At 64.0% G+C, this 26,032-nt stretch carries 22 protein-coding genes; 4 read left to right on the top strand and 18 right to left on the bottom strand.

All coding sequences use genetic code 11. The features are described from left to right. Positions 1-11: 11 nt before the first annotated feature. From AC3E6W_RS06025 to sdhC, 10 genes are all read right to left on the bottom strand, one after another. The gene (locus AC3E6W_RS06025; RefSeq protein ID WP_490652588.1) at positions 12-611 is read right to left on the bottom strand and encodes a DUF501 domain-containing protein; all 600 of its coding nucleotides are present in this window, start codon (positions 609-611) and stop codon (positions 12-14) included. Between the two features lie 113 nt (positions 612-724). Further along, a complete protein-coding gene (locus AC3E6W_RS06020) occupies positions 725-1,378 on the bottom strand; it encodes a septum formation initiator family protein (RefSeq protein ID WP_490652587.1) in 654 nt (217 codons plus the stop codon). Positions 1,379-1,623: 245 nt separating this feature from the next. Then, positions 1,624-2,904, bottom strand: a complete 1,281-nt coding sequence (gene eno, locus AC3E6W_RS06015) for a phosphopyruvate hydratase (RefSeq protein WP_070681259.1) — start codon at positions 2,902-2,904, stop codon at positions 1,624-1,626. Positions 2,905-3,172: 268 nt separating this feature from the next. Further along, positions 3,173-3,919 carry a MazG nucleotide pyrophosphohydrolase domain-containing protein gene (locus AC3E6W_RS06010; RefSeq protein WP_490652586.1) on the bottom strand — a complete coding sequence of 249 codons (747 nt, stop codon included), beginning with the start codon at positions 3,917-3,919 and terminating at the stop codon, positions 3,173-3,175. An 85-nt stretch (positions 3,920-4,004) separates the two neighbouring features. Continuing rightward, positions 4,005-7,118, bottom strand: a complete 3,114-nt coding sequence (locus AC3E6W_RS06005) for an ornithinee aminotransferase (RefSeq protein ID WP_490652585.1) — start codon at positions 7,116-7,118, stop codon at positions 4,005-4,007. A 238-nt stretch (positions 7,119-7,356) separates the two neighbouring features. Continuing rightward, entirely contained in the window at positions 7,357-8,607 is a 1,251-nt protein-coding gene (locus tag AC3E6W_RS06000) for an amidohydrolase (RefSeq protein WP_490652584.1), read from the bottom strand. 275 nt (positions 8,608-8,882) lie between these two features. Then, positions 8,883-9,671, bottom strand: coding sequence for a succinate dehydrogenase iron-sulfur subunit (locus AC3E6W_RS05995; RefSeq protein ID WP_049342924.1), 789 nt, complete (start codon positions 9,669-9,671; stop codon positions 8,883-8,885). A 1-nt stretch (position 9,672) separates the two neighbouring features. Continuing rightward, the gene (gene sdhA, locus AC3E6W_RS05990; protein ID WP_049342923.1) at positions 9,673-11,436 is read right to left on the bottom strand and encodes a succinate dehydrogenase flavoprotein subunit; all 1,764 of its coding nucleotides are present in this window, start codon (positions 11,434-11,436) and stop codon (positions 9,673-9,675) included. 53 nt (positions 11,437-11,489) lie between these two features. Beyond that, complete coding sequence (locus AC3E6W_RS05985; protein WP_049333054.1) at positions 11,490-11,975, bottom strand: succinate dehydrogenase hydrophobic membrane anchor subunit; 486 nt, start codon at positions 11,973-11,975, stop codon at positions 11,490-11,492. A 3-nt stretch (positions 11,976-11,978) separates the two neighbouring features. Continuing rightward, on the bottom strand, positions 11,979-12,437 hold the full coding sequence (gene sdhC, locus AC3E6W_RS05980; RefSeq protein WP_083298867.1) for a succinate dehydrogenase, cytochrome b556 subunit: 459 nt from the start codon (positions 12,435-12,437) through the stop codon (positions 11,979-11,981). 346 nt (positions 12,438-12,783) lie between these two features. Here sdhC and AC3E6W_RS05975 point away from each other — a divergent pair, with 346 nt between their 5' ends. Continuing rightward, the gene (locus tag AC3E6W_RS05975) at positions 12,784-13,893 is read left to right on the top strand and encodes a mannose-1-phosphate guanylyltransferase (protein WP_080975263.1); all 1,110 of its coding nucleotides are present in this window, start codon (positions 12,784-12,786) and stop codon (positions 13,891-13,893) included. A gap of 288 nt (positions 13,894-14,181) precedes the next feature. After that, complete coding sequence (locus tag AC3E6W_RS05970; RefSeq protein ID WP_490652583.1) at positions 14,182-15,552, top strand: hypothetical protein; 1,371 nt, start codon at positions 14,182-14,184, stop codon at positions 15,550-15,552. A 136-nt stretch (positions 15,553-15,688) separates the two neighbouring features. Here AC3E6W_RS05970 and AC3E6W_RS05965 read toward each other — a convergent pair whose 3' ends face one another. The 3 genes from AC3E6W_RS05965 to AC3E6W_RS05955 form a co-directional block, all read right to left on the bottom strand. After that, the gene (locus AC3E6W_RS05965) at positions 15,689-16,267 is read right to left on the bottom strand and encodes a 2'-5' RNA ligase family protein (protein ID WP_049342920.1); all 579 of its coding nucleotides are present in this window, start codon (positions 16,265-16,267) and stop codon (positions 15,689-15,691) included. A gap of 55 nt (positions 16,268-16,322) precedes the next feature. Continuing rightward, complete coding sequence (trpS, locus tag AC3E6W_RS05960; RefSeq protein WP_049342919.1) at positions 16,323-17,387, bottom strand: tryptophan--tRNA ligase; 1,065 nt, start codon at positions 17,385-17,387, stop codon at positions 16,323-16,325. 93 nt (positions 17,388-17,480) lie between these two features. Continuing rightward, the gene (locus AC3E6W_RS05955) at positions 17,481-18,356 is read right to left on the bottom strand and encodes an exodeoxyribonuclease III (RefSeq protein ID WP_049333063.1); all 876 of its coding nucleotides are present in this window, start codon (positions 18,354-18,356) and stop codon (positions 17,481-17,483) included. 79 nt (positions 18,357-18,435) lie between these two features. On the opposite strand from AC3E6W_RS05955, the gene AC3E6W_RS05950 reads away from it, so the two are divergent. After that, positions 18,436-19,281, top strand: coding sequence for a GntR family transcriptional regulator (locus AC3E6W_RS05950; protein WP_049342918.1), 846 nt, complete (start codon positions 18,436-18,438; stop codon positions 19,279-19,281). A 131-nt stretch (positions 19,282-19,412) separates the two neighbouring features. Here the strand turns inward: AC3E6W_RS05950 and AC3E6W_RS05945 are convergent, their stop codons facing one another. The 5 genes from AC3E6W_RS05945 to purN form a co-directional block, all read right to left on the bottom strand. Further along, complete coding sequence (locus AC3E6W_RS05945) at positions 19,413-20,291, bottom strand: bifunctional methylenetetrahydrofolate dehydrogenase/methenyltetrahydrofolate cyclohydrolase (RefSeq protein ID WP_049333066.1); 879 nt, start codon at positions 20,289-20,291, stop codon at positions 19,413-19,415. A 178-nt stretch (positions 20,292-20,469) separates the two neighbouring features. After that, a complete protein-coding gene (gene glyA / locus AC3E6W_RS05940) occupies positions 20,470-21,744 on the bottom strand; it encodes a serine hydroxymethyltransferase (RefSeq protein WP_049333068.1) in 1,275 nt (424 codons plus the stop codon). Between the two features lie 255 nt (positions 21,745-21,999). After that, on the bottom strand, positions 22,000-22,581 hold the full coding sequence (locus tag AC3E6W_RS05935) for a TetR/AcrR family transcriptional regulator (RefSeq protein ID WP_049333070.1): 582 nt from the start codon (positions 22,579-22,581) through the stop codon (positions 22,000-22,002). 203 nt (positions 22,582-22,784) lie between these two features. Then, complete coding sequence (gene purH / locus AC3E6W_RS05930) at positions 22,785-24,395, bottom strand: bifunctional phosphoribosylaminoimidazolecarboxamide formyltransferase/IMP cyclohydrolase (protein ID WP_070679463.1); 1,611 nt, start codon at positions 24,393-24,395, stop codon at positions 22,785-22,787. Between the two features lie 212 nt (positions 24,396-24,607). Next, on the bottom strand, positions 24,608-25,165 hold the full coding sequence (gene purN / locus AC3E6W_RS05925) for a phosphoribosylglycinamide formyltransferase (RefSeq protein ID WP_049333074.1): 558 nt from the start codon (positions 25,163-25,165) through the stop codon (positions 24,608-24,610). Between the two features lie 215 nt (positions 25,166-25,380). Here purN and AC3E6W_RS05920 point away from each other — a divergent pair, with 215 nt between their 5' ends. Continuing rightward, positions 25,381-26,001: a 4-hydroxyphenylpyruvate dioxygenase gene (locus AC3E6W_RS05920; RefSeq protein ID WP_490652582.1), complete on the top strand. Its 621-nt coding sequence runs from the start codon at positions 25,381-25,383 to the stop codon at positions 25,999-26,001. The last annotated feature ends 31 nt before the right edge of the window (positions 26,002-26,032 follow it).

Genomic DNA, 26,032 nt, shown 5'->3' with positions numbered 1-26,032 from the left:
GAAATCAGTATTTAGGCTTCCTCGCGCCAGGCGGGGTCGCAGGAGCATGCCTCGGGGGTCCACCATTCTGCGATAGCGTCCAGGCCGCGGTCACCCATCGGGTTCACGCCGCGACCCACCGACAGGGTGTGGCCGATGACGGCGTGCAGGCACTTCACACGGGTCGGCATGCCGCCGGCCGAGATGCCGTCAATCTCGGGAACCTCGTCGGTACCGCTGATCAGGCGGATGCGCTCACGCTCGGCCAGGTAATTCTTGTGGGCTGCGGCGTAGGCAGCGGCCAGTTCGGCATCCTCGGCGAGGGCGTCGGTCATCTCGTACATGAGGCCGCCAGCCTCCAGGCGGGATGCGGCGGCGGTGATGACCGGGTGCGCCAGGTAGAACACGGTCGGGAAGGGGGTGCCGTTGCTCAGGCGGGGTGCGGTGGCGGCGACCAGCGGGTTGCCGCACACGCAGCGGGCGGGAATCTCGACCACGTCGCGCACCTTGCGGCCCAGCTGTGCGGAGAGAACACGGATGTCCTGCTCGGTGGGCTTCAGGGTTTCAACGGTCACGCCGAAACCGCCGGGGGTACGGTTCTTCAGGTCCTCAATGGTGTTTTCGGTGCTCATAGTCCTTATTCCTGTCCCGTCCGCTCGTGCGGTCCGGGAACGTTAGGGTCGTGGGTTCGTGGCGGGTCGCCGGTCTGCGCGGCGAGCCTCTCGGCCAGCCGCTCGGCGCGGTTTTAGTTCTTTTCGAGGGAGTCCCAGATCTTGGTGGTCCAGGCGTCCTCGGGGGCATTCTTTGCGTTTGCGGAGGTCTTGTCAGCCTTCGAGGAGTCGTCGGTGATGCCGGTGACCACGTAGGGAGTATCCCCGGGGTTGACGTAGTAGAGGCGGCTGCGGGCCTGCTGGCGCACGTAGTTATCGTCGTTCCACCAGGTCTGTTCGGCCTTCAGCTGGGCGTTCTCCTGCTGCAGCTGCGAGATGTGGGTGTGGATTCGGTTCATTTCCCGGTCCTGATCCATGTAGGTCAGCACCGGGTATGCGGTGCCAAGGGCAATCACGCCCACCATAACGGTCATCAGGAAGCTTCGCCCGGAGAACATGTGGGCGGCCACGGGCGTGGCGTAGCCTTCATCTTCACCGTTCTGCCGACGGGCACGGCGCCGCGCGCGCTCCTGCCGGCGGGCCTGCTCCGCGCGTTCGCGTTCGGGGTGACGGCGGTTGAGGCCCACACCGAAGAAGAGCGCGCTGGCCTTCTTCAGCAGGGAGGTGCCGGCCTGGCGGGCCGCCGAGGGTTTCTGGGAATCGGTGGAGGTTTGAGCGGTGCCGCGGTCCTCAGCCGAGGTGCGACCCGTTGCGTTACGCCGGGTCTGCTCGTCTGCTCGCTGGCTCATTAGTTCTCTCCCCCATCGTTGTTCCTACAGCGGTGCGCTTCTACCTATTCTACCCGGGTTTGTGTACCCGCCTGAGCGCTCCTCCCGGGACTGTTTCCTGGCCTATTTCGAGGGGCTCCAGGGCTTTCTGCGCTACCCGGGTAACGGGTGCTCTCCCGGGTACGGCCGGAGGCGGCGCCACCCCGATTGGGGTAGCGCCGCCTCCTTGAGAGCTAACCGCTCACGCGGTCACATGCTTCAGTAGCTTATGCCTTGAAGCGGGGGAATGCGGACTTGCCAGCGTAGACAGCTGCGTCGCCCAGCTCTTCCTCGATGCGCAGCAGCTGGTTGTACTTAGCAACGCGCTCGGAACGTGCGGGAGCACCGGTCTTGATCTGGCCTGCGTTGGTTGCAACAGCCAGGTCGGCGATGGTGACGTCCTCGGTCTCACCGGAACGGTGAGAAACCATGCAACGGTACTCGTGGCGCTGAGCCAGCTCCATTGCGTCCAGGGTCTCGGTCAGCGAACCGATCTGGTTCACCTTCACCAGCAGAGCGTTAGCAGCGCCCTCCTTGATGCCGCGAGCCAGGCGCTCGGGGTTGGTCACGAACAGGTCGTCACCAACGATCTGGACCTTGTCACCGATCTGCTCGGTCAGGGTCTTGTAGCCCTCCCAGTCGTTCTCGTCCAGCGGATCCTCGATGGAAACCAGCGGGTACTTAGCAACCAGGTCAGCGTAGTATGCGCTCATCTCGGCTGCGGACTTCTTCTGACCCTCGAAGTCGTATGCTCCGTCGTTGTAGAACTCGGAGGAAGCAACGTCCAGAGCCAGTGCAACCTGCTCGCCCGGCTTGTAGCCAGCCTTCTCGATTGCCTCAACGATCAGGTCCAGTGCAGCTGCGTTGGACTCCAGGTTGGGTGCGAAGCCACCCTCGTCGCCCAGGCCGGTTGCCAGACCGCGGTCGTGCAGCACGGACTTCAGGGAGTGGTAAACCTCAACGCCTGCGCGCAGAGCCTCGGAGTAGGTGTCGAAGCCGATGGGAGCAATCATGAACTCCTGGATGTCAACGTTGGAGTCTGCGTGAGAACCACCGTTGAGGATGTTCATCATGGGGACGGGCAGAACGTGGGCGTTCGGGCCGCCGAGGTACTTGTACAGGGGCAGGTCTGCAGACTCAGCAGCAGCCTTGGCCACGGCCAGGGAGACGCCCAGGATAGCGTTGGCGCCCAGCTTGCCCTTGTTGTTGGTGCCGTCCAGAGCAATCATGGCTGCGTCAACAGCGCGCTGGTCGGAAGCCTCGATGCCGATGACCTCTTCAGCGATTTCTTCGATAACAGACTTCACTGCGCCCAGAACACCCTTGCCCAGGTATACGGACTTGTCGCCGTCGCGGCGCTCAACAGCCTCCCACTCACCGGTGGATGCGCCCGAGGGCACAGCTGCGCGTGCGAATGCACCGTCTTCGAGCAGAACCTCGACCTCAACGGTCGGGTTGCCGCGGGAATCCAGGATCTGGCGTGCGTGAACTGCGGTAATAACAGCCATGGATTGTTCTCCTTATGAGACGTCAAGGATGTGAACGACACACCCGGTCGTGGCGCGTCGCGTCCCCTAAATTTTAGCAAAACTCCCACACAAACACACTAGTAGCCACCGCTTTTTTAGACCCCTTAGTGAAGGTGTATGGAACCCTTAGTAGCCCTACAGGACGCGGCAATCGACGTGCAGAGAGCCCCCACTCCCCTGCCGACCGCGCGTGTGGGATGTATCCCAAAGCACAACACGACCCCAACCGGCGGGGCGTCACCCACGGTTAATAGCGCGGCTCATCATGCGTATGCTGCGCAATATAGCGGCGAGTGTACGAACGCAGGGCACGCTCAGCGTCCAGGCCGTTGCGCTGAGCGCGGCAGACCAGCGCGAACAAAAGCTCGCCGAACTCCTCCTCGGTGTGCATATAACGCAGGTCGTCGTCCATGCTCGTGGGCTCCGGGGGCAGAATGATGCCGGCCTTCCGTGCCTTCGAGGCGGCTTTCTCAGCCATGGCGAGCGCCGGCAGATGCGGCGGAATACCGTCCAGCGCGCCGCGGTCGCTCTTCTCCTTCTTCTTCAACGCATCCCACGCCGCCTGCTGCTCAGCAGCGGTACGGGGCGCCTCCGAAGAGTTCTCGGACTCAGCCGCGAACACGTCGGGGTGGCGCGCACGAAGCTTCTGCACAAGACCCTCAACCACCTGCACGATGTCGAAGCCCTGCGGGTTTGCCGCGGCGATGTCGGAGTGGAACACGACCTGCAGCAGCACATCGCCGAGCTCTTCACGCAGTAGCGGCATGTTGGGCTCGCCGCCGGTTTCGACCGCCTCGACGACCTCGTAGGATTCCTCCACGAGGTAACGAATCAGGGAGGCGTGGGTCTGCTCGGCGTCCCAGGGGCAACCTCCGGGAGCGCGCAGGCGGGCCATCGTCTCAACGAGCGTCTCGAAGGCCTCTCCGGCTCGACGGGCGGTGTCTTCGCTGCTCCGGGTGGCGGGCAAATCGGGAGTGGCGGGGGTATCAGTCATAGCGGTCTTCCTCATCGAAAGTGTGAATACAGCGCGCCGCGCCGATCCCCACACGGGGAGCCGGCGCGGCGCGACTCAAATGGTTTTAGAGGTTCCAGTGCGACAGGGCGCTCGTCATGTGCGCCGGGATCTTCGAGCCCAGACGCGGGAACATGCGCAGCTCCTCCACGTAGCGTTCAGCATCCAGCGGGCGCGGGTAGCTGACGAAGGCCTGCTCGTTCGCATAGCCGAACGCAGCCTGTACCGGCACGCCGGGGGTGAAGGTGAGGCTCATGGCCAGCGGCGAGCCCTCACCCTCGCTGTACGAGTCGGTCTTCAGAGCGGGAATATCGAGCAGGGTTTCGGGAATCAGCTCGAAGGTGCGTGCCTGCTCCCAGAAGCCGTTGCGTCGCACGTGGGTCAGGGCGTCGTAGTACGAGCCGAGCGCACGCACGCGAATCAGCACGGTCGTGGCGTCCTTCGCGGTGCCGTTCTCGCCGAAGAGGTGCTCGACGACCGGGGCCAGACGCTGGGCGACCTGGGCCTCGGTCAGCACGAGGTTGCCCTCGGCCAGCTGAGTTTCGGAAGGAACCAGCGGGCTCACCGGCTGGGATGCGGGGGTATCCGGCTCCTCGGCGACGGTGGGCAACTCGTTGAGCTCGCTCAGGACCGGGGTCGAGGGGGCAGAGGTCGCTGCCGAAGAAGCAACGGATGCCGCGGATGCTACGGCGCCACCGGCGGCCACGGCCGCTGCCGCGGCGAGCGCACCGGTGACGGCGGGCGCCGGGGCCTCCGCCTTTGCAGGTTCCTCGGAACGGACCTGGGCGGGTTCGGGTTCCTCTGCCTTCGCGGTCTTCGAGGGTTCCTCTGCTTCGTCGGCGGGCACCAACTCGTGGTCGTTCAGGAAGGTGGGCAGTTCGGGCTCAGCCTCGGTGGATGCTACCTCCTCAGCGGTCTTTTCACCCTTTTCGGCGGGAGCCTCGTGAGCGGAGGATTCCGCGGCGGAAGACTCAGCGTTGGAAGCCTCAGCGCCGGAGGCCTCAGCGGCAGGAGCCTCGACCGGTGCCGCGGGCTCCTCGACGGAGACGAACGCGGCAGCCTCGGTGGAGGTTTCCTCGGGTTCCTGCGGCTCGTCCAGCTTCTCCTGGGCGTTGGCGACGATAGCGGCCAGGGCGGCTTCCATCTCTTCGCCGTGGTCGACGGCCTCGGCCTCAGCATCCTCAGCCTCAGCGGCATCGGGCTGGGCGTGCACGGGCTCGGTGTCCTCGTCAGCCTCAGAAACCTCGGGCTGCTCCGGCTGTGCGGAAGTAGCCTCGGCGTCCTGCGAGTTGGAGGTACCGAAAATCGGGTCGTTATCGTAGTCGTGCTCGTACTCGGGCTCGGCGACCGAGGCTTCGCCCGATTCGGAGGCCGAGGCGGCGAGCGCGGCGGCACCGGTCACGGCAGCGCCGGCAACGGCGAGGCCCGCAGGAGCGCTCTGACGCTCGACCTGCTCGGGAGCCTGTTCCTCGCGGACTTCCTCGGAGGGCTGAGCCTCAGCTGCGGGGGTCTCGGACTCAACCTTCGGGGAATCGCCGGACTCGGATGCCTCAGCCTCCGCTGCCTCAGCCTCGGGTGCTTCAGCCTGGTGAGCTTCGGCTGCCTCAGCCGCCTCAGCGGTAGCCACAACCGAGGTCTCCTCGCGGGCGGGGGTTTCGAGCAGGAAGCTCTCGTGGGTGGTCTGCCCATCTACGGCACCCAGGTAGGAGGCGTGCACCTCCAGGCCCTCGCCCAGGCGCGGGTTCAGGGTCACAGCCGCGCGGTTCCAGGTCGCGCCGGCTTCCTGGGCCTCGGTGTACAGGGCTGCGACGGGCGCAAACCAGTCAACGCCGGGCAGCACGATGCCGTTCTCGACCTCGCGACCGCGGTGCAGCAGGCGGTAGTGCATGTCCTCATCCACCTGGCGCAGCTCCAGGCTCAGGGTTCCCGAACCGCGGGTGCGCATGAGCTCAGTCAGCGAGTGGAGGGCGCGCTGCTCGCCGAGGACGGGGAGGTCCGCGGCACCCTCTGCGGGGGCGGTGAGCACAATGGATTCGGCCACAAGCTCGGCGTCATCGGCGCTCAGCTTCTGCTCGGCGGAGGCGGCTTCGTCGGATCCCGGCTCGGATGCGGGGTCCTCGGTGTCCTTCTTTGCCTCGTCCTTAGCAACCTCGAGCTTCTCCTCGGATTCGTTAGAAGGCTCGGCAGGCTCGGAAAGCTCCTCTACCGCAACCGTCTCGCTCACAAGTACCTCCGCCGCAGGTTCGGTCTTTTCGCCTGAGCGGGTAGGCTCGGCGCTGAGGGGTTCGGGCTCGGTAGAACGCTCGGAAGCGGAGTGCTCTGCGACAGGCTGCTTAGCGGCAACGGCCTCGGAATCCTCGGCCTGCTCGACCTCCTCGAAGCTGTCCTCTTCGTTCTCCGGATTCAGACCCAGGCGAGCCGCGTAGACGGCGGCCAGGTCGTCCAGGCCGGCGTTCTTTGCCTCAATGATGGCGGCGCGGGTACGCGCCTCGCGAATCTGCTCAGCCGAGAGGTATTCCTCGGCGGCAGCGTTACGGTCGGTGTCGTCGACGTCGGAGGTAGCCGGGCTTTCCTCCGCGGAGCTCTCCGCGCGGACGGCGCGCAGGTGCTCTTCAAACTGGGAGCGAGCATCCTCGGCAGTGTCGGTCGAGGGCTCTGCCTTCGTGGAGGAGTCGCCCTCGGCCTTCTCGGAGGTTTCATCCTCATCGTCGCGCAGGAAAGCGGGGGTTTCAGGAGCAGCCGGGGCGTCCTCGACGGCCTCGGAGTCGTTGCTCTCCTCGCGGGCTTCGGGAGCCGCGGCGGCCTCGGAGTCCTCGTGCGGGTAGGAGTTCAGAGCCTCCAGGATGCTACGACGCTCCTCTTCATCGGTGGTCTTGCCGGCATCCGAAAGGGAGCCCTCGGTGAACGAGGGGGTCTCCTCGTCATCGTGCAGGAGTGCGCGCTTCAGATCTTCCACGGCGCGGTGCTCTTCGGAACGTTCCTCGTCGCGGTTCTGGCGGGTGCTCTCCGACTTTACGAAACGGCGCAGGGAATCCTCCCACTGCTGCTGTTCCATAATTTTGTCGCTCAGCCCCGAGCCGCGGGACGGCTTGTTTTCCTCGTGCCCGTCCTGTGCCGCGGTGCTCTCCGCCTCGCGCGCCTGTTCATCCCACTTCTTCTTACCGATCCCAAAGAAGCTCATTGGGCGTCCTCCTTCGGCGTGCGCCGTGAATACGCGCGGTGCCCGCCGAACCTCCCTCGCGACCACGCGCGGGTTCACGGGCACAACGCTGATGTCCTCATAATCTCTTTAATTCTATCGTGTGCATAGAGTTTCGCCTCGCTATCGGTCAGATAGCGAGGCGAAACTCTATGAAACGACACAACCTGCCACCCGCACGCCGGCAGAACGCGGGATGCGCGGCTCGGTACCCCGGGGCCTAGCGGGCCTCGTCTCGTACCGGGTTAGCGGCCTTAGCGGCCTTCGCCAGCTCGAAGCGCACGGCACGCAGGGCGGTTGCGGCCATGACGCGCACGCCAATGCCGATGGCCTGCTCACTCGGGGCGTAGTCGCCCTGGTGCAGGTCGTAGGTGGGGTCGCCGGGGGCGCGGGTACCCAGTCGGAACATGGAGCCGGGCACCTCCTGCAGCATCCACGCGAAGTCCTCGCCACCCATGGACTGCTCGACGAGCACGATGGAATCCTCGCCCAGTTCGGCGCGGGCGGCGTTCTCGAGCATGGTGGTTTCCATGTCGGTGTTCACAACCGGGGGCACGCCGCGGATGTGCTCCACGCGGGCGTCCACGCCGAAGGGAACGGCGACCTGTTCGATGACCTCGTCCAGCAGGTTGCCCGCCTGGCGCCACACCTCAACGTCCAGGCAGCGCATAGTGCCGGCCAGGTAGCCCTCGGCGGGAATCGCGTTGGGGGCGACGCCGGCGCTGACCTGGCCCCAAGCAACCAGCACGCCCGAACGAACGTCGGTGCGGCGGGTCAGCACGGCGGGAACCTGCACCGCAATCTGGCTCATCGCGTAGATGAGGTCCTCGGTCAGGTGGGGTCGGGAGGTATGGCCGCCGTGGCCGCTCAGGTGAATCTTCACGGTGTCGGAGGCGCTGGTAATCGCACCGATGCGCGTACCGATTTGGCCGAGGTCCACCTTCGGGTCACAGTGCAGGGCGAAAGCACGCGGAACGTCCTTGAGCAGGCCCTGGGAAATCATCTGTACGGCACCACCGGGTAGCTGTTCCTCGGCCGGCTGGAAGAGGATACGGATGCTGCGGCCCAACGGAGTCTTCTCGTTGAGCTCGTGTAGCGCCAGCGCCACGCCCAACATGACGGTCTGATGAATATCGTGGCCGCAGGCGTGCATCACGCCGGGAACCGTGGAGGAGTAGGGCAGCTCGGTCTGCTCGACGATGGGCAGTGCGTCGATATCGGCGCGCAGAGCCGCGGCGAAGGGGCCGTCTCCGATGTCGACATAGCAACCGGTGCCTTCGCAGGCGATGGGGTTCATGCCGGCTTCTCGCAGTCGGTTCATGAGGCGCTCGGTCGTGACGATCTCGCGGAAGGAAAGCTCGGGGTTGGCGTGCACTTCGCGGCGGAATTGCACGAGGGTGCCCATCATGCGCTCCACCCAATCGTCGAAGACGGGGGTGGACAAATCGTAGCGAGAATTAGCAAAAACCATACACAGTAGAATAACCCTCCCGGTGACGGTTTACCTATCCGTCCCGGCCGTTACCGGCCCTTTAAGAATGTCTGTGACTTTGTGACGGATTTTGAAGACCGCTCGGAGGTTCGTCGGAGGTACAGGCGGCGAGGGCTGCGGGGTTCCGGGGCGTGCTCCTCCCCCTGCCTTCCCTCCCCGCCCCTATCCCGGACACGCGACAAGCCGCCGCCCGGTGAGGGGCGACGGCTTGTCGCAGAAGGCGTTTGGCCTTCAAGAATCCGAGAAGGAACGTTCTAGAGCGAACGGCTCAGGATGGCCTGCTTCACCTCGGCAATAGCCTTGGTGATCTGGATGCCACGGGGGCATGCCTCGGTGCAGTTGAAGGTGGTGCGGCAGCGCCACACGCCTTCCTTGTCGTTCAGGATCTCCAGACGCAGGTCGCCTGCATCATCGCGCGAGTCGAAGATGAAGCGGTGAGCGTTCACGATAGCGGAGGGGCCGAAGTACTGACCGTCGGTCCAGAAGACCGGGCAGGACGAGGTACATGCTGCACACAGGATGCACTTGGTGGTGTCATCGAAACGTGCACGGTCCTCGATGGTCTGCAGACGCTCACGCTCAGGCTCGTTCGAGTCGTTGATGAAGAACGGCATGATTTCACGGTATGCCTGGAAGAAGGGCTCCATGTCAACGATGAGGTCCTTCTCGCAGGGCAGACCCTTGATGGGCTCAACGGTAATCGGCTTGGTCAGGTCAAGGTCCTTGAGCAGGGTCTTGCAGGCCAGGCGGTTACGACCGTTGATGCGCATTGCGTCCGAGCCGCAGATGCCGTGTGCACAAGAACGGCGGAAGGAAACGGAACCGTCCAGCTCCCACTTAATCTTGTGCAGGGCGTCGAGCACGCGGTCGGTGCGGTACATGGTCAGCGGGAACTCGTCCCAGTACGCCTCGGAGGAAACCTCCGGGTTGTAGCGGCGCACCTTGATAATCACGTCGTACGTGGGGATAGAGTCGGAATCGCCGCCGGTCATGCCCTCAAATAGCTTGACGGATTCCGGTTCGGGAAGTTCGTTTTCAGCCATTTTAGTACTTACGCTCCTTCGGCTCGTAACGGGTGTAGACGACGGGCTTGGTGTCGAAACGCAGGCCCTTCACACCCTCAAACTCGGATTCGGGGTCGAGGTAGACCATAGAGTGCTTCATGAAGTTCACGTCATCGCGCTTGGGGTAGTCCTCGCGGTAGTGACCGCCGCGGGACTCCTTGCGGTGCAGCGCACCGACGGACATGACCTTGGCCAGCTGGAGCAGGAAGCCCAACTCGACGGCCTCGAGCAGGTCGAGGTTGAAGCGCTTGCCCTTGTCCTGAATCGAGATGTTCTTGTAACGCTCTTCGAGCTTCTCGATGGTGGCCAGTGCGGCGCGGATGGTCTCCTCGGTGCGGAACACCTGCATGTCGGCCTCCATGGCCTTCTGCAGGTCTGCGCGGATAGCGCCGACCTTCTCGGTGCCCTTGCCTTCGAGGATGCCGTTGAGCATGTTCAGCACGCGATCTGCTGCGTCGTCCGGAACGGGAACGAACTCGGCGGATGCGGCGTACTCGGCGGCCTTGCGGCCGGCACGCTTACCGAAGACGTTGATGTCGAGCAGGGAGTTGGTGCCCAGGCGGTTTGCACCGTGCACGGACACGCAGGCAACCTCACCGGCTGCGTAGAGGCCGGGGACGGTCTCTTCGCTGTTGCGGTACACCTCGGTCTCGTTGTTGGTGGGAATACCACCCATTGCGTAGTGCGCGGTGGGGAACACCGGGATGGGCTGGTGGTGCGGTTCCACGGCCAGGTAGGTACGAGCGAACTCGGTGATATCCGGCAGCTTCTCGTCGATGTGCGAGGGCTCCAGGTGGGTCAGGTCCAGCAGCACGTAGTCCTTGTGGGGGCCACAGCCGCGGCCCTCGCGCACCTCGTTTGCCATGGCTCGTGCCACGATATCGCGGGGTGCGAGGTCCTTAATGGTCGGTGCGTAGCGCTCCATGAAGCGCTCACCGTCAGCGTTACGGAGAATACCGCCCTCACCGCGAGCACCCTCGGTCACAAGGATGCCCAGGCCTGCCAGGCCGGTCGGGTGGAACTGAACGAACTCCATGTCCTCCAGGGGCAGGCCGGCGCGCAGTGCGATGGCCATGCCGTCACCGGTGAGGGTGTGGGCGTTGGAAGTGGTCTTGAAGATCTTGCCGCAACCGCCGGATGCGAAGATTACGGACTTGGCCTGGAAGACGTGCACCTCGCCGGTTGCCAGGTCATAGGAGACAACGCCGGCGGGACGGGGCTTACCCTCTTCGTCCTTGACCAGAATCAGGTCGAGCACGTAGAACTCGTTGTAGAACTCAACGTTGTGACGCACGCAGTTCTGGTACAGGGTCTGCAGAATCATGTGGCCGGTACGGTCAGCTGCGTAGCATGCGCGGCGCACGGCAGCCTTACCGTGGTCGCGGGTGTGGCCACCGAAGCGGCGCTGGTCGATGCGGCCCTCGGGGGTTCGGTTGAAGGGAAGACCCATCTTCTCCAGGTCGAGCACGGCGTCGATGGCTTCCTTAGCCATAATTTCTGCCGCGTCCTGATCGACCAGGTAATCGCCACCCTTGACGGTGTCAAAGGTGTGCCACTCCCAGTTGTCCTCCTCGACGTTGGCCAGAGCGGCACACATACCGCCCTGCGCCGCACCGGTGTGGGAACGGGTCGGGTAAAGCTTGGTCAAAACCGCGGTGCGGACTCGCTGGCCTGCCTCAATAGCGGCACGCATACCGGCACCGCCGGCGCCGACGATCACTACATCGTACTTATGTACCTGCATGATGTTCTTTCTGTGTTTTCGATGTTTGAATTTGTCTGCCGGTTACGTCGTCGTTAGTGTGCCGCGCAGAAGCTGGGGAGCAGGTTGGCCGCTGCGCCCGAGGGGCAGGGGTCAAACGCGAAGATGGTGAGGGTACCAACCAGCAGGACAAATGCGGAGGCAGCGAAGAGGATAACCTTCAGCCACACGCGCAGGCGGTCCTTCTCGGCGTAATCGTCGATGATGACGCGGATGCCGTTGGTGCCGTGCAGCATGGCCAGCCACAGCAGCAACAGGTCCCAGACCTGCCAGAAGGGGTTGGCCCACTTGCCACCCACGAAGCCGAAGTCGATGGCGTGGATGCCGTCGCCGACCATCAGGTTCGAGAAGAGGTGGCCAAAGATAAGAATCACAAGCACGACGCCGGACAGGCGCATGCCCAGCCAGGCGAACATCTCAAAGTTGTTGCGCTTGGAGGAGGAGCGGTTGTACTTCACACCGTCGATGCGGTTATCACGCAGGCGGGGTACGTAGGTGCGGGGCTTAAGCGGAGTAGCCATGGTTTAGTGACCTCCCATGTGCGAGAAAACGATCGGCAGGTGACGGGCGGCGAAGCCGGCAACGGTGAGTGCCCAGAGAATCAGCACAACCCACAGAATCTTGATGTGAACGTAGGTTGCCTTCTGACTGATTTCGACGTTGCCGTCCTTGTTCTTCGCTTGGATGTGCTCCACGTGTGCGTTGGTTGCCTTACCCCAGAAGTCGATGAGGATAATGCGGATACCGTTGAAGGCGTGGTAGACGATGGCTGCTACCAGGGCGGTCTCACCCAGGCCCATGATGGGGTTCTTGTACAGGCCCAGCACACCGTTGTAGGCCTCCGGAGAGATGCGCACGACGGCGGTATCGAGGATGTGGACAAGAAGGAAGAAGAAAATCGCGATACCGGTAATGCGGTGAGCAACCCAGGACCACATGCCCCAACGGCCGCGGTAGAGGGTTCCCTTAGAACCATTCAACACTGAATAACCTCCTGCTGAGACGGCGGGCTCGGGGCGCAAAGGGGCACCGGGCGCCCCCCTGCGAGCCGGTCACGACTATGTACTCGCCGACTGCTTTGTTCGTCTGTTACTTCCAAGATATCAGGTAAATTCACAGCTTATTGACACACTGTTTATAGATTTTTCCCAGCCTATAAACGTGGATTAGGTTATATTTTTTTTGCGATATTACGATTTACCCCGAGTTGATGCGGAAGTAACCTTAACCTAACAATGCACCCCTCCCCCAATGAGAGCCGCCTGACATTTTCTGCCAAATCCTAAAAGAATTCGATATATGACAAATTCACCCGTTATTCTTGAAGCGATGAATACTGCACTCACTCGATTCCGCCCGCTGATTCCCGCCGGCGGTGTTGGCTCGCGTTTGTGGCCCCTGTCCCGCGCGCACGCCCCGAAGTTCCTGCTCGACCTCACCTCGTCGGGCAATTCCCTATTGCGTGACACCTACGACCGTCTCATCGACCTCAGCAACGGTTCCGTCATGGTCGTCACCGGCACCTCGCACGCCAATGCGGTCACCCAGCAGATTCCTGAGCTGCGCGCCGCTGACCTGGTGCTGGAGCCCTCCCCCAAGGACTCGGCTGCAGCTATCGGCCTGGCATGCGCCATCATCCACCGCCGCGAGCCGGACGCCATCATCGGCTCCTTCGCAGCCGACCACGTCATCAGCCCCGTGGACGAGTTCCACCGCGTGGTGACCGAGGCTGTCATCACCGCGGCCACCGACAAGATTGTCACCATCGGCATTACCCCCACCGAACCCTCCAGCGCCTTCGGCTACATTCACGCCGGCGCTTCCCTGGGCATCGAGGATGCTCCCAACGCGCACGCCGTGGACACCTTCGTTGAGAAGCCGGACACCGCCACCGCACAGAAGTACCTGGACTCCGGTGAATACACCTGGAACGCCGGCATGTTCGTGGCACCGGCCGCCCTGATGCTCAAGCACCTCGAGGCCAACGAGCCCGAGCTGTACGCGGGCATCATGGAGATCGCTAACGCCTGGGACACCCCCGAGCGCGAGGCCGTCATGGAGCGGGTGTGGGAGACCCTCCCCAAGACCGCAATCGACTACGCGGTGGCAGAGCCCGCCGCCGCCGCCGGCGACGTCGCCATGGTTCCCGGCTCCTTCAGCTGGGATGATGTTGGAGACTTCGACGCCGTGGCACGCCTGAACTCCGAGAAGAGCGGCGAGCAGCTGACCATCCTTGGCGAGAAGGATAACGTCATTAACCACGGTTGCTCCGGCATTGTTGTAGCCAATACCGATCGCAAGATTTCGATTATTGGCCTGAACGACATCGTCGTGGTTGACACCTCCGATGCCCTGCTGGTCGCACCGCGCTCCAAGGCTCAGGCCGTCAAGGATGCCGTGGGTGAGATCAAGGCACGAGGCCTGAACAACCTCCTCTAAAATTTTGGCCCTAAATTTTTAGCCCCGAGTAGGCGCATGAACCCTACCCGAGCAAAAGATACCTCTAAGAAAACCGGTTCCCTTCTGGTCAGAAGGGAGCCGGTTTTCTGCATCTAAAAAGTTGAAGTCCGGGGGCGCAGTAGCTTTCAGGGGCTTTCGCCCAGTTGGAGGCCCGTGGCATGCCGCAGAAGCCTTGAGAGTGGCGCAAAAGAATTTTCCATACCGTGATATGAACTGCACATCAGACTAAATAAAGAATTATTCTCATGTTAATATTCTGTCATGCACATGACCCGTAAGTTTTTCCTCACCCGCGCCGGCACGCTCGGCGCCGTAGCCGCCCTCGCACTGACCGCATGCGGCTCCCAAGCCACCCAGAACGCACAGACCAACCCCAGCACTTCCACTTCCGCGAGCGCAACCCCCGCCCCCATCACTGAAGGCAAGGGCGCTGCCAGCCGCGTGGCCATCACCTACGACGGTGGCGTGCTCGTCTATGACGCCAAGGACATGAAGCTGCTCGCAGACATCCCCAAGGAAGGATTCCTGCGCCTCTCCGATGCCGGCGATAACCGCCATCTCGTCGTGGCCGACGGCAACAGCTACACCTTCCTGGACACCGGCGTGTGGTCCGTAGCGCACGGCGATCACTCGCACTACTACACCACCGCCCCGTCTCTGTCTTCGCTGTCTCTTGCCGCTGACCACACCGGCCACGTCATCAAGGACAACGGCAGGGTTGCGGCCTTCGCTGACGGCACCGGCTCCTTCGCCGTGTACGACCCGGCGAAGCTGACCCACGATAAGCGCACCGCCTCCTCCCTGGAGACCACCACCGTCACCCTGCCCAAGCCGCACCACGGCTTCGCCATCCCCCTGCCCGATAACCAGTACCTGGTGGCGGTCGGTGACTCGAAGACCCGCACCGGTGCCGCCGTTGTGGACGCTCAGGGCAAGACCGTAACCGAGAGCCCCGCATGCCCCGGCGTGCACGGTGAAGCTATCGCCAAGGACGGCGCGTTCACCATCGGTTGCACCGACGGCGCGCTGATCTACAAGGACGGCAAGTTCACCAAGGTCACCAACCCCGAGGACCCGTACTCGCGTTCCGGTAACCAGGCGGGCAAGGCTGACTCCCAGTACGTTCTGGCGGACTACAAGACCGACAAGGATGCCAAGCTGGAGCGCCCCGAGAAGTTCTCCATCATCGACACCGTCGCGGCAACCCGCACCGTCTACTCCCTGCCTTCTGGCGTGAGCTACACCTTCCGATCGCTGGCTCGCGGCCCCCAGGGTGAGGCACTGCTGCTGACCACCGACGGCAAGCTGCGCGTCTTCGACCCGGCAACCGGCGCCGAGCTGGGCTCCGTACAGCTCATGGAGGCGTGGACCGAGTCTGAGACCTGGCAGGACGAGCGTCCGGCCCTGTGGGTGGACGGTAAGACCGCCTACGTGACCGACCCGGCCACCAAAAAGCTCATCGCAGTGTCCCTATCGAACCCGGTGGCTCCGAAGGAGCTCATGAGCGTGGAACTGCCCAAGACCCCGAACGAGATCCTGGGCGTCTCCTCCTCGAACGCCGCGCCGGTTGAGGCTGAGGCTCACGGTTCTGAAGCTCACGGCTCTGCCTCTTCCTCGGCTTCCGCTGATGCACACTAATCCGGCGAGTCTGGCGAGCCTCACGAGGGCCACTCCCGCTAGGGTTCTCACGCTGAAGCAAGCCTAGCGAAAACATAAAGAGAGATGCGACCGATAGTCTATCGGTCGCATCTCTCTTAGCGTTTTAGGCTGGCTACTACCGCAGCGGCAGAACCCCGATTTCCTCCCAGTTCTGCCCGTCGTAGGAGTAGCAGTGCAGGTGATCCACCGTGAAGGTGCGCCGCTCCGCGGGCAGGGAGTCAAACGCCTCGCGGGCGCTGGCCACCTGTTCCTCGCTCAAACCGTGGCCCAGGGTCACGTGCGGCACGTACGGGAAGGGGGCCGCACCCGTACCGAGCATCCGAACAAGATCCCGGTGAATCCGCTCGAATTCGGCCTTGCCCGCCTCCAGGTTCAGGTACTCCACCTCGGTCACCGGGCGGAAGGAGTGCACCGACCCCCAGCGAGCCTCGAAACGCGACGCACCCAGGTCTTCGGAAAACTGCGGGGAACGCACGGCATCCAGCAGGGAGTCATCCAGCTCCGCCACGTACACGGTCACGTGGGTGCTCATTGACGCGGCCGGGACCCCCGTTGTCTCCCGCTTCCACTCCTCCAGGCGCTGAGCATTCTCACCGCTCACGTGAGCAATAATGCTCAGGTAGCGGCGACCGGGCTTGAGGGTGGGTGATACGGAGGCCTCAGAGGGACTCGATTGCTCGCGGGGTTCTGTCATGGGTGTCGTGCGCTTTGCGTTCGTTGAAGATGAGGAATTGATAAGCGCCCGGTAGCTAGATGCTCACCGAGGGCAGGAAGCCGACCTTCTTGTAGACGTTTTCGATCGTGGCGGTGGCGATCTCGCGGGCGGCGGAGGCGCCCACGGCCAGCAGGCGGTCCAGCTCGGCGGGGTCGTCCATTAGCTCGAGGGTGCGCTCGCGCACCGGAGCCAGGCGGTCCACCACAATATCGGCCAGGTCGACCTTCAGGTGGCCGTACATCTTACCCTCGTAGCGTGCCACAATCTCGTCGATGCTCTCGCCGGTCATGGCGGAGTAGATGGAGAGCAGGTTGGACACGCCGGGCTTGACCTCGCGGTCGTAGGCGATGACGGAGCCGTCGTCGGTCACGGCGGACTTAATCTTCTTCTGGGTAACCTTGGGGGTGTCCAGCAGCTTGATGAGGCCCTTGTCGGATGCCGCCGACTTGGACATCTTCGAGGTAGGTTCCTGCAGGTCGTAAATCTTCGCGGTTTCCTTCAGGATGACCGGCTCGGGCACCACGAAGGTTTCGCCGAAGCGGGAGTTGAAGCGCTGGGCCAGGTTGCGGGTCAGTTCGAGGTGCTGACGCTGGTCCTCGCCCACGGGTACGCCGTCCGCCTGGTAGAGCAGAATGTCGGCGGCCATGAGAATCGGGTAGGTGAACAGACCAACCGAGGCCTTATCGGCGCCCTGCTTCTGCGACTTGTCCTTGAACTGGGTCATGCGGGAGGCCTCGCCGAAGCCGGTGAAGCAGTTCAGAACCCAGGCCAGCTGGGCGTGCTCGGGCACGTGCGACTGCACGAACAGGGGCGCACGGGACGGGTCAATGCCGGAGGCGATGTACTGCGCCGCGGTCAGGCGAGTGCGTTCGCGCAGCTCCTCGGGATCCTGCGGAACGGTGATGGCGTGCATATCCGGAATAAAGAACAGACATTCGTTATTCGGGTCGTTCTGCAGGGCCACCCAGTTGTTCACGGCGCCAATGTAGTTACCCAGGTGCATCGAATCGGCCGAGGGCTGGGCACCAGAGAAGATACGCGTCTTCTGCTGGGAGGCGTTCGGGATGAGGGACTTATCCTGCTTCTTTTCGTCTGCCATAGTTATTTCCTGTGCAGTTACTTCCTGTGCGGTGCTGCGAACGGTGCAGCGTGTATCTCAAAACTTATGTTCGGGGCGCGGTGGCGCTAGGCTCTAGCCATCGATGCGGTAGTCCACCACCAGCGGCGCGTGGTCGCTAAAGCGTTCCTCGTAGGTGGCGGCGCGATCAACCTGCGCCTGCACGGCGCGCTCGGCCCAGGCCGGGGTCGCCATCTGGTAGTCGATGCGCCAGCCGGCGTCGTTATCGAAGGCCTTGCCGCGGTAGGACCACCAGGTGTAGGGCCCGGGCACCTGACCGGCCAGATCGCGCGCCACGTCGCGGTAACCGATATCGCCAAAGAAGCAGTCGAAATAGGCGCGTTCCTCGGGCAGGAAACCCGCACGCTTCTGGTTGGCCTTCCAATTCTTGATATCCAGTTCGGTGTGGCCCACGTTCAGGTCACCCACGATGAGCACGTGATCGGAGTGCTCGGCCAGCTCGGGCATACGCACCAGCATACGCTCCAGGAAGCGGTACTTGTCCTCCTGCTTCTGAGTGCCGACCTCGCCGGAGTGCACGTACGCGCTCACCACGGTCAGGGTCTGCCCGTTCGGCAGAACGTAGTCGGCCTCAACCCAGCGCCCCGAGTCATCAAAGTACTCCTCGCCGATGGTGGAGCGGGTTGCCACGGGCTGATCCTTCAGCACCTCACCAGCCGAGTTCGGGGTGCGGCGGGTAGCCACCAGCACGCCCGCGCGGCCCTTAGCGGCGGCCTCAGCGTGCAGAATATTCCACTGCGACTCGTCGAGGAGCTCACGCACGATGGCGTCGGGCGCGCGAACCTCCTGCAGGCAGAGGATGTCGATGTCTCGCTCGGCCAGCCAGTCGGCCATGTTCTTGCGGTAGGCGGCGCGGATGCCGTTGACGTTGACGCTCGCCACGCGGAGCAGACCGGGCTCACGCGGAACGGGAGGAATCGAAGAATGCATAGTCTTAATTATGCCAGCATGCGCGGAAGTAAAAATTCACCGTGATTCATTTTTCTTTCACAGATGGTTAAAATGTTGGGTGATGAATTCACACTCCTCACATACCCCCGAACCCACCGCCCACTCGCTCTCCACCGATGCTCAGGCCGCAGATCAGGCCTCCCCGAGTACTTCCCCCAACGGTAGCCAGACCTATGAGCTGCCGCCGATTCCGGGACCCAAGTACGAGCAGGTGATTCACTACCTCGAGCAGCGCTACATCATTCCGGGTAAGCCCGGCGATAAGCTCCCGACCGAGCGCACGATTCAGCAGAACTTCGGCGTGAGCCGCCAGACGGTGCGTAGCGCCCTGAAGGTCCTCATCGAGCGCGGCCTGCTCTATAACGTGCAGGGGTCCGGCACCTACGTGGCCGAACGCAGCGAAGCCACGTACATCCCGCGCGTGGACACCTTCGCCGACGATATGCGCCGCCGCGGGTTCGAAGGCTCGACCCGCATGATTGCGACCCGCTGGGTGGATGCCACCGAGGAGATTTCGACCCGACTATCCGTTCCCGTGGGCGAGTCGGTCCTCTTCGTACGCCGTCTGCGCCTGGCCAACCACGAGGTCATCGGCTTTGAGCGCTCGTACTTTGTCAAGGAAGCCGCCAGCAGCATCCTGGACTCCATGATGGCCGGCCTCTCGGGTTCCTCCAGCTCCCTGGATCAGCTGGCCGACACCCCCAACGCCATTAAGCACGCCCGCGTACGCACGGGCGCGGCCCTCTTCACCGACGCCGATGCTGAGGCCTTCAACCAGCAGGTTCCCGTGGGCGAGGCCGCCTTCAAGGTGTGCGTCACCGGCTACACCAAGGAGGGAACGCCGGTCGAATACGCTGAGACCCTATACCTCTCGGACCACTACTTTTACGAGCTACTTCTCTAGCGCCTCTCCCCTGAGACAGGAGGCCGCACGAGACGCGCGAAAGGGCGGTGCCCCGGTAGATTTGCTCTACCGGGGCACCGCCCTTTCGCTACGGGTCTTTCGTTACGGGTCTATGCGAACGTCGCGGGGACCTACGCGGCCTGACGCTCCGCGGTCTCCACCACGTTCACCAGCAGCTCGGCGCGGGTCATCGGGCCCACGCCACCGGGGTTCGGGGACACCCACGAGGCCTTCTCGGCGGCCTCGGGCGAGACGTCACCGAAGAGCTTCTTCTTGCCGGTCTCGGGATCCTCGGCGCGGGAAACACCCACGTCCAGCAGGATTGCGCCCTCCTTGACCTGGTGAGCCTTCAGCACGTGGGGCACGCCCACAGCGGCGACGATGACGTCGGCCTCGCGCAGCACCTCATCGAGGTTCTGGGTGCCGGTGTGAGCCAGGGTTGCGGTGGCGTTCACCTCGCGGCGGGTCAGCAGCAGACCCAGCGGGCGGCCCACGGTAATGCCGCGGCCGAGCACCACCACGTTCTTGCCGTTCCAGTCGATGCCGTGGCGCTTAACGAGCTCAATCACGCCGTTCGGGGTGCAGGGCAGCGGGGAATCCAGCGGCTCCGAAACGTTCAGCACGAGCTTGCCGAGGTTGGTCGGGTGCAGGCCGTCGGCGTCCTTCTCGGGGGCGATGCGCTCGAGCACGCGGTTGGTGTCCAGGTGCTTGGGCAGGGGCAGCTGCACAATGTAGCTGGTGCAGGCCGGATCGTTGTTCAGCTTGTCAATCTCAGCGTCGAGCTCCTCCTGGGTGATATCGCCGGGCAGGTCCACGCGGATGGAGTTAATACCGATCTCCGCGCAGTCGCGGTGCTTAGCGCCCACGTAGGAGCGGGATGCCGGGTCGTCACCGACCAGGACGGTGCCCAGGCCGGGGGTGATGCCCTTAGCCTTCAGCGCCTCGACGCGCTCCTTCAGCTCCGCCTTGATGGCGGCAGCGGTTGCGTTACCGTCTAGAATCTGGGGCATTGTTTTCCTTCCATAGATTGCGGCGGGTTCGCCGAAACGGATGGTCTATGTGTTGGGTTCTTGGGGTCCCGCCGCGCCTCACCGATAGAGCGGGTCCGGGACGGCGGGCGGAGGGCGAAATAACCCCGTCCGCGCATCGGCCACACGGGCGGATGAGCGAACGGGGTCATTCACGGTTCTACCAGTTCTCGCTGCCCTGGTAGAGGGGGTACTTGGCGCAGAGCGCATCCACGCGAGCGCGCAGGGCCGCGATGTCCGGGTTCGGCAGCAGCACGGAGGCGATGATGTCAGCAACCTCGGTGAAGCCCTCGGCGTCGAAGCCGCGGGTTGCCAGCGCGGAGGTGCCGATGCGCAGACCGGAGGTCACCATCGGCGGGCGCGGGTCGTTCGGAACGGCGTTACGGTTGACGGTGATGCCGGCGTCGTGCAGCAGGTCCTCCGCCTCCTTGCCGTTGAGCGCGTGGTGGCGCAGGTCGACGAGCACCAGGTGAACGTCGGTGCCGCCGGAGGCAATCGAAACGCCGGCGTCCTTCACGTCCTGCTCCAGCAGGCGCTTCGCCAGGATCTGCGCGCCCTCAATGGTGCGCTTCTGACGCTCCTTGAAGCCCTCGGATGCGGCAATCTTGAACGCGGTAGCCTTCGCGGCGATCACGTGCATGAGCGGGCCGCCCTGCTGGCCGGGGAACACGGCAGAGTCAATCTTCTTCTTCAGCTCCTCGGTGCAGAGGATGAAGCCCGAGCGGGGGCCGCCCAGGGTCTTGTGCACGGTGGAGGACACCACGTGTGCGTGCGGGACGGGGTTCGGGTGCAGACCCGCAGCCACCAGGCCCGCGAAGTGTGCCATGTCCACCCACAGGTACGCGCCGATTTCGTCGGCAATCGCGCGGAATGCGGCGAAGTCCAGCTGGCGGGGGTACGCGGACCAGCCGGCGATAATCAGCTTGGGGCGCTCGGCCAGGGCCAGCTCGCGCACCTGCTCCATGTCAACGTAGCCGTTCTCGTCCACGCTGTAGGCGACAACGTTGTACAGCTTGCCGGAGACGTTCAGCTTCATACCGTGGGTCAGGTGGCCACCGTGCGCCAGGGACAGACCCATGATGGTGTCGCCGGGGTTCAGCAGCGCGTGCATGACGGCGTTGTTCGCCTGCGCGCCGGAGTGGGGCTGTACGTTCGCGTGCTCCGCGCCGAAGAGCTCCTTCACACGGGCAATGGCGAGGTCCTCAACGATATCGACGTACTCGCAGCCGCCGTAGTAGCGGCGGCCGGGGTATCCCTCAGCGTACTTGTTGGTCAGCACCGAGCCCTGGCTCTGCATCACAGCGCGGGGGACAAAGTTCTCGGATGCAATCATCTCGAGGGTGTTCTGCTGGCGCTTGCGCTCCAGCTCAATGGCTTCTGCTACCTCGGGGTCGAGGTCGGCGAGGGGCATCTCGAGGATCTTCTGCTCGGTCATTACGCTCCTGGGAGTGTTTTTACGGTATCTTCGGTGGCTCGTCATCGGGGTTGCGGCAGTGTCTGCGGCTGAAAACCCTGAATGAAAAAATATGAGCTACACCTCATAATACCGTAAAGCCCGTTCTCCTTCGAGAAGGAAAACGGGCTTTGGGATGCATCATGATGAAGTTTTACGGCACCGGTATGGTACCGGCGCGGGACGCTTGACACGCCCCGGTGGGCCTATCGGCAAGGCGGCGCAGGTCGGTGAGTCCTAAGCCTGGCGCAGGATGGCGGAGGCGTACTCCAGGTAGGCCTCGCGGGCGCTATCCTTCTTACCGCCGGCCACCAGCTGGGTCTGCACCACGTAACCGGTCAGCACAGAGAGCACGGCCGCGCCGATGACGGTCAGCCATTCCTCGAGCTCCTCATCGGTGAAGTCCAGTTCAGCGGCGCCCCAGGCGCGGTAGCGCTCCAGGGCCTGATCGCGCAGGTAGGTTAGCTGCTCGGAAACCACGGCACCCAGCTGCGGCATGGAGACCGCCTCGCCCCAGGTCACCAGCAGGTGACGGCGCACCTTGGGGGTGTCCAGCACCTTCAGGCACCCAAAAACGTAGTCCCAGGGCTGCTCGGCGCGGATGCGGTCGAAGGGAGCCAGGTCCATGCGCGCGGCGGCGAGGATAATCTCATCCTTGGAGGAGAAGTGATTGTAGATGGCTCCAGCAGACAGGCCGGTGGCGGCGATGATCTCGCTCATCGAGGCCTTCTGATAGCCGTGCTTGATGAAACACTCGCGGGCGGTCTCTACAATCTGAGAACGCCTGTTCTTTTTGTATTCTTCGCTGACTTTAGGCACAACCTAATCCTAGCGAATTTTTTGGCGCTCCGCGCGCCTTCCGGGCGCACCTTCCGGGCTGTGGAGCCCCAAAACGTAAAAAATAGAATAAAAATTCCATAAAAAGGCGGGGTGCCCCGAAAATCCGGGGCACCCCGCCTCACTCACGCGCTCAAGCCCGCCCGGCCGTAACCGGCCGCGGCGGTACGCGTAGCCGCAAAATCTTAGTGGAAGAAGTGGCGGGTACCGGTCAGGTACATGGTCACGCCGGCAGCCTTAGCGGCCTCGATAACTTCCTCATCACGAATCGAACCGCCCGGGTGCACAACGGCACGCACGCCGGCGTCCAGCAGAACCTGCAGGCCGTCAGCGAAGGGGAAGAACGCATCGGATGCGGCAACCGCACCGCGGGCACGCTCGTTACCCTCGCCGCCGAGGGTGTTCGCACGCTCAACGGACAGCTTGCAGGAGTCCACGCGGTTCACCTGGCCCATGCCGATGCCCACTGCGGCGCCGTTATCGGCCAGCAGAATGGCGTTCGACTTGGGCGAGCGCAGTGCACGCCACGCGAATTCGAGGTCGCGCAGGGTGGCCTCGTCGGCGGGCTCGCCGGCAACCAGGGTCCAGTTCTTCGGGTCGTCGCCCTCAGCCTGCAGGCGGTCGGCCTCCTGGAAGAGCGCGCCGCCGGAGATGGGGCGGTACTCGATGGCGTCACGGCTAAAGCCCTCGGGCAGAACCAGCAGGCGCAGGTTCTTCTTCTCGCGCAGAATCTCCAGGGCCTCGGGCTCGTAGCCGGGGGCCACGACAACCTCGGTGAAGATGCCCTTGACGGTACGTGCCATTTCAGCGGTCACCGGGCGGTTAGCGGCAATCACGCCACCGTATGCGGACAGCGGGTCGCAGGCGTGAGCCTTCGCGTGAGCGTCCGCAATCGGATCGGCGGCACCGGGGGTTGCCACGGCGATACCGCAGGGGTTGTTGTGCTTGATGACGGCAACGGCCGGCTCATCGAAGTCGTAGGCGGCGCGCAGGGCGGCGTCGGCGTCAACGTAGTTGTTGTAGCTCATGGCCTTGCCGTGCAGCTGCTCGGCCTGTGCAATGCCGGGGGCGGCCGCCGGGTTGACGTACAGGGCGGCGCGCTGGTGCGGGTTCTCGCCGTAGCGCAGGGTCTCGCTGCGCTCGAAGCCCAGGCCGGCGTACGGGGGCCAGAAGTTGGCGTCCTCGTCCTGCAGGAACTGGGATGCGGTCCAGGTAGCCACGGCGGTGTCGTAGGCGGCGGTGTGGGCGAATGCGCCAGCGGCCAGGCGGCGGCGCTCCTCCAGCGAGAAGCCACCGTTCTTAGCGGCCTCAACCGTGCGCTCGTAGTCGGCCGGGTCCACCACAATCGCGACGGCATCGTGGTTCTTTGCAGCTGCGCGAACCATGGAGGGGCCGCCAATGTCGATCTTCTCAATGATGGCGTCCTGATCCGCACCCGAAGCCACGGTCTCGACGAAGGGGTACAGGTTCACGACGACCAGATCGAAGGGCTCGACGTCCAGCTCGCCGAGGGTGTCGATGTGCTCCTGCTTGCGGCGGTCAGCCAGAATACCGGCGTGGATGCGCGGGTGCAGGGTCTTCACACGGCCCTCGAGGCACTCGGGGAAGCCGGTCACCTCGGTCACCTCGGTGACGGGAACGCCTGCGGCCGCAATGGTCGCCGCGGTCGAACCGGTGGACACCAGGGCCACGCCGGCCTCGTGCAGACCGCGGGCGAAATCCTCCAGGCCGGTCTTGTCGTAGACAGAAATGAGGGCGCGGCGCAGGGGCACGCGATCGAGCTCAATAAGAGACACAAATACTCCGATACTTTGCACCGTGCCCGGCACATGCGGCGGCACGGCTGGTGGATGGATGTGAGTCCGCCCCGGTGGGCGGGATGTGCGGGTGGGGTTTACCCCCGCCGTCGCGCCGGGCACGGGGTGCCCCCACTCGGGCGGTGGGGCGCGACGGTACGTCTGTACGGGCGGGGAATCGGAGCGTGCGCTCCACCCGCCGTATGAAAAACTTATGCGGCAGAGTGCTTCTGCGCGAGGTCGGCGATGGTCTGCACGAGCAGGCGGCGCTCCTGCACCTTGATGCGTTCGTGCAGAGTTTCTTCGGTATCGCCGTCGAGCACGGGCACGGCGGCCTGCGCCAGGATGGGGCCGGTATCAACGCCGGCGTCGACGAAGTGCACGGTCAGGCCGGTAATCTTCACGCCGTGGGCCAGGGCGTCACGCACGCCGTGCGCGCCCGGGAAGGAGGGCAGCAGGGCGGGGTGGGTGTTGATAATGCGGTTGCTGAAGCGCTCGACCAGCTGCGCATCCACGATGCGCATGAAGCCGGCGAACACGATGTAATCGGGCTCGTAGGAGGCAATCTTCTCTTCGAGGGCGCGGTTCCACGCCGGGCGGTCTGCGTAGTCGCCGGGCTGCACCAGGAAAGTGGGCACGCCGGCGGCCTGGGCGCGTTCGATGCCCAGGCAGGGCTTGTCGGCGCCAACAGCCGCAATGTCGAGGGGAAGCTCGCCCGCCGCTACGGCGTCGAGAATGGACTGAAGATTCGTTCCGGATCCGGATACCATAACCACAATTCGCACCCAACCAGTATAGCCCATCTCACATGCGTTGCGGGAGCTCGGAGAGAGGGTCGCCCGCGTTAACGGGAGAAGGTATTGCGGCAGCGCTCGGTAGGCCGGGACGGTCGGAAGAGCGGAGGGCTACAGCAGTCCGGACGCGGAAGGCGAACGAACGGCGGCGCGGCGGGCCCCACGCCCGAAGGGACGGTACCCTTAAAGCTATGTCTACTCCCCCGCCGAACACCCCGAACGACCAGCCCCGCAACCCTCAGCAGCAGGCTCAGCCGCAGAGCCCCGCCTCCAACCCGCAGCAGGGACAGCACCAGGGGCCGCCGACCCCCGGCAGGTACAGCGGACAGCACCCCGGCGCACAGTACCCCAGCGCGCCGGGCGCGCATCAGCCCGGCGGAAACCCCGGCAAGCCGCCGATGGACCCGCTACAGCGCCAGCGCATCCTGCTCCGCACGGCCATGGTTCTCGTTGTCTCCGTGCTACTCATCTTCGGGGCGTCCTCCTTCGTGCTCTCCCCCATGCCCTACTTCCTGGGCCTTTTCCTCTTCGCGCTGGTGGGCCTGGGACTGAACGTCTGGGCCATCGTGCGCACCGCGAGCGCGCGCGGCCCCTGGATCTTCTACGTTGCCGCCTCCCTCAGCATCCTCTACAGCCTCATGACCGTGATCGGCGGAATCGGTCTGGCCGTCATGCCGGGGATGCAGGAGTACCGCGAGTGCCGCACGGCCGCGCTGACCGGCACCGATATGTACACCTGCGACCAGATGCTCCAGAACAGCATGGACAGCTTCGCGGGCACCGGCAGCACGGCAGGGGCCTCCTCCCGTTAGCGGCGGCCGGAGCGCACACAGCACGAAACCC

Source organism: Rothia sp. SCPM-O-B-18226 (M350) (assembly GCF_058213595.1).
This window is presented reverse-complemented; position numbering and strand designations above follow the sequence as displayed.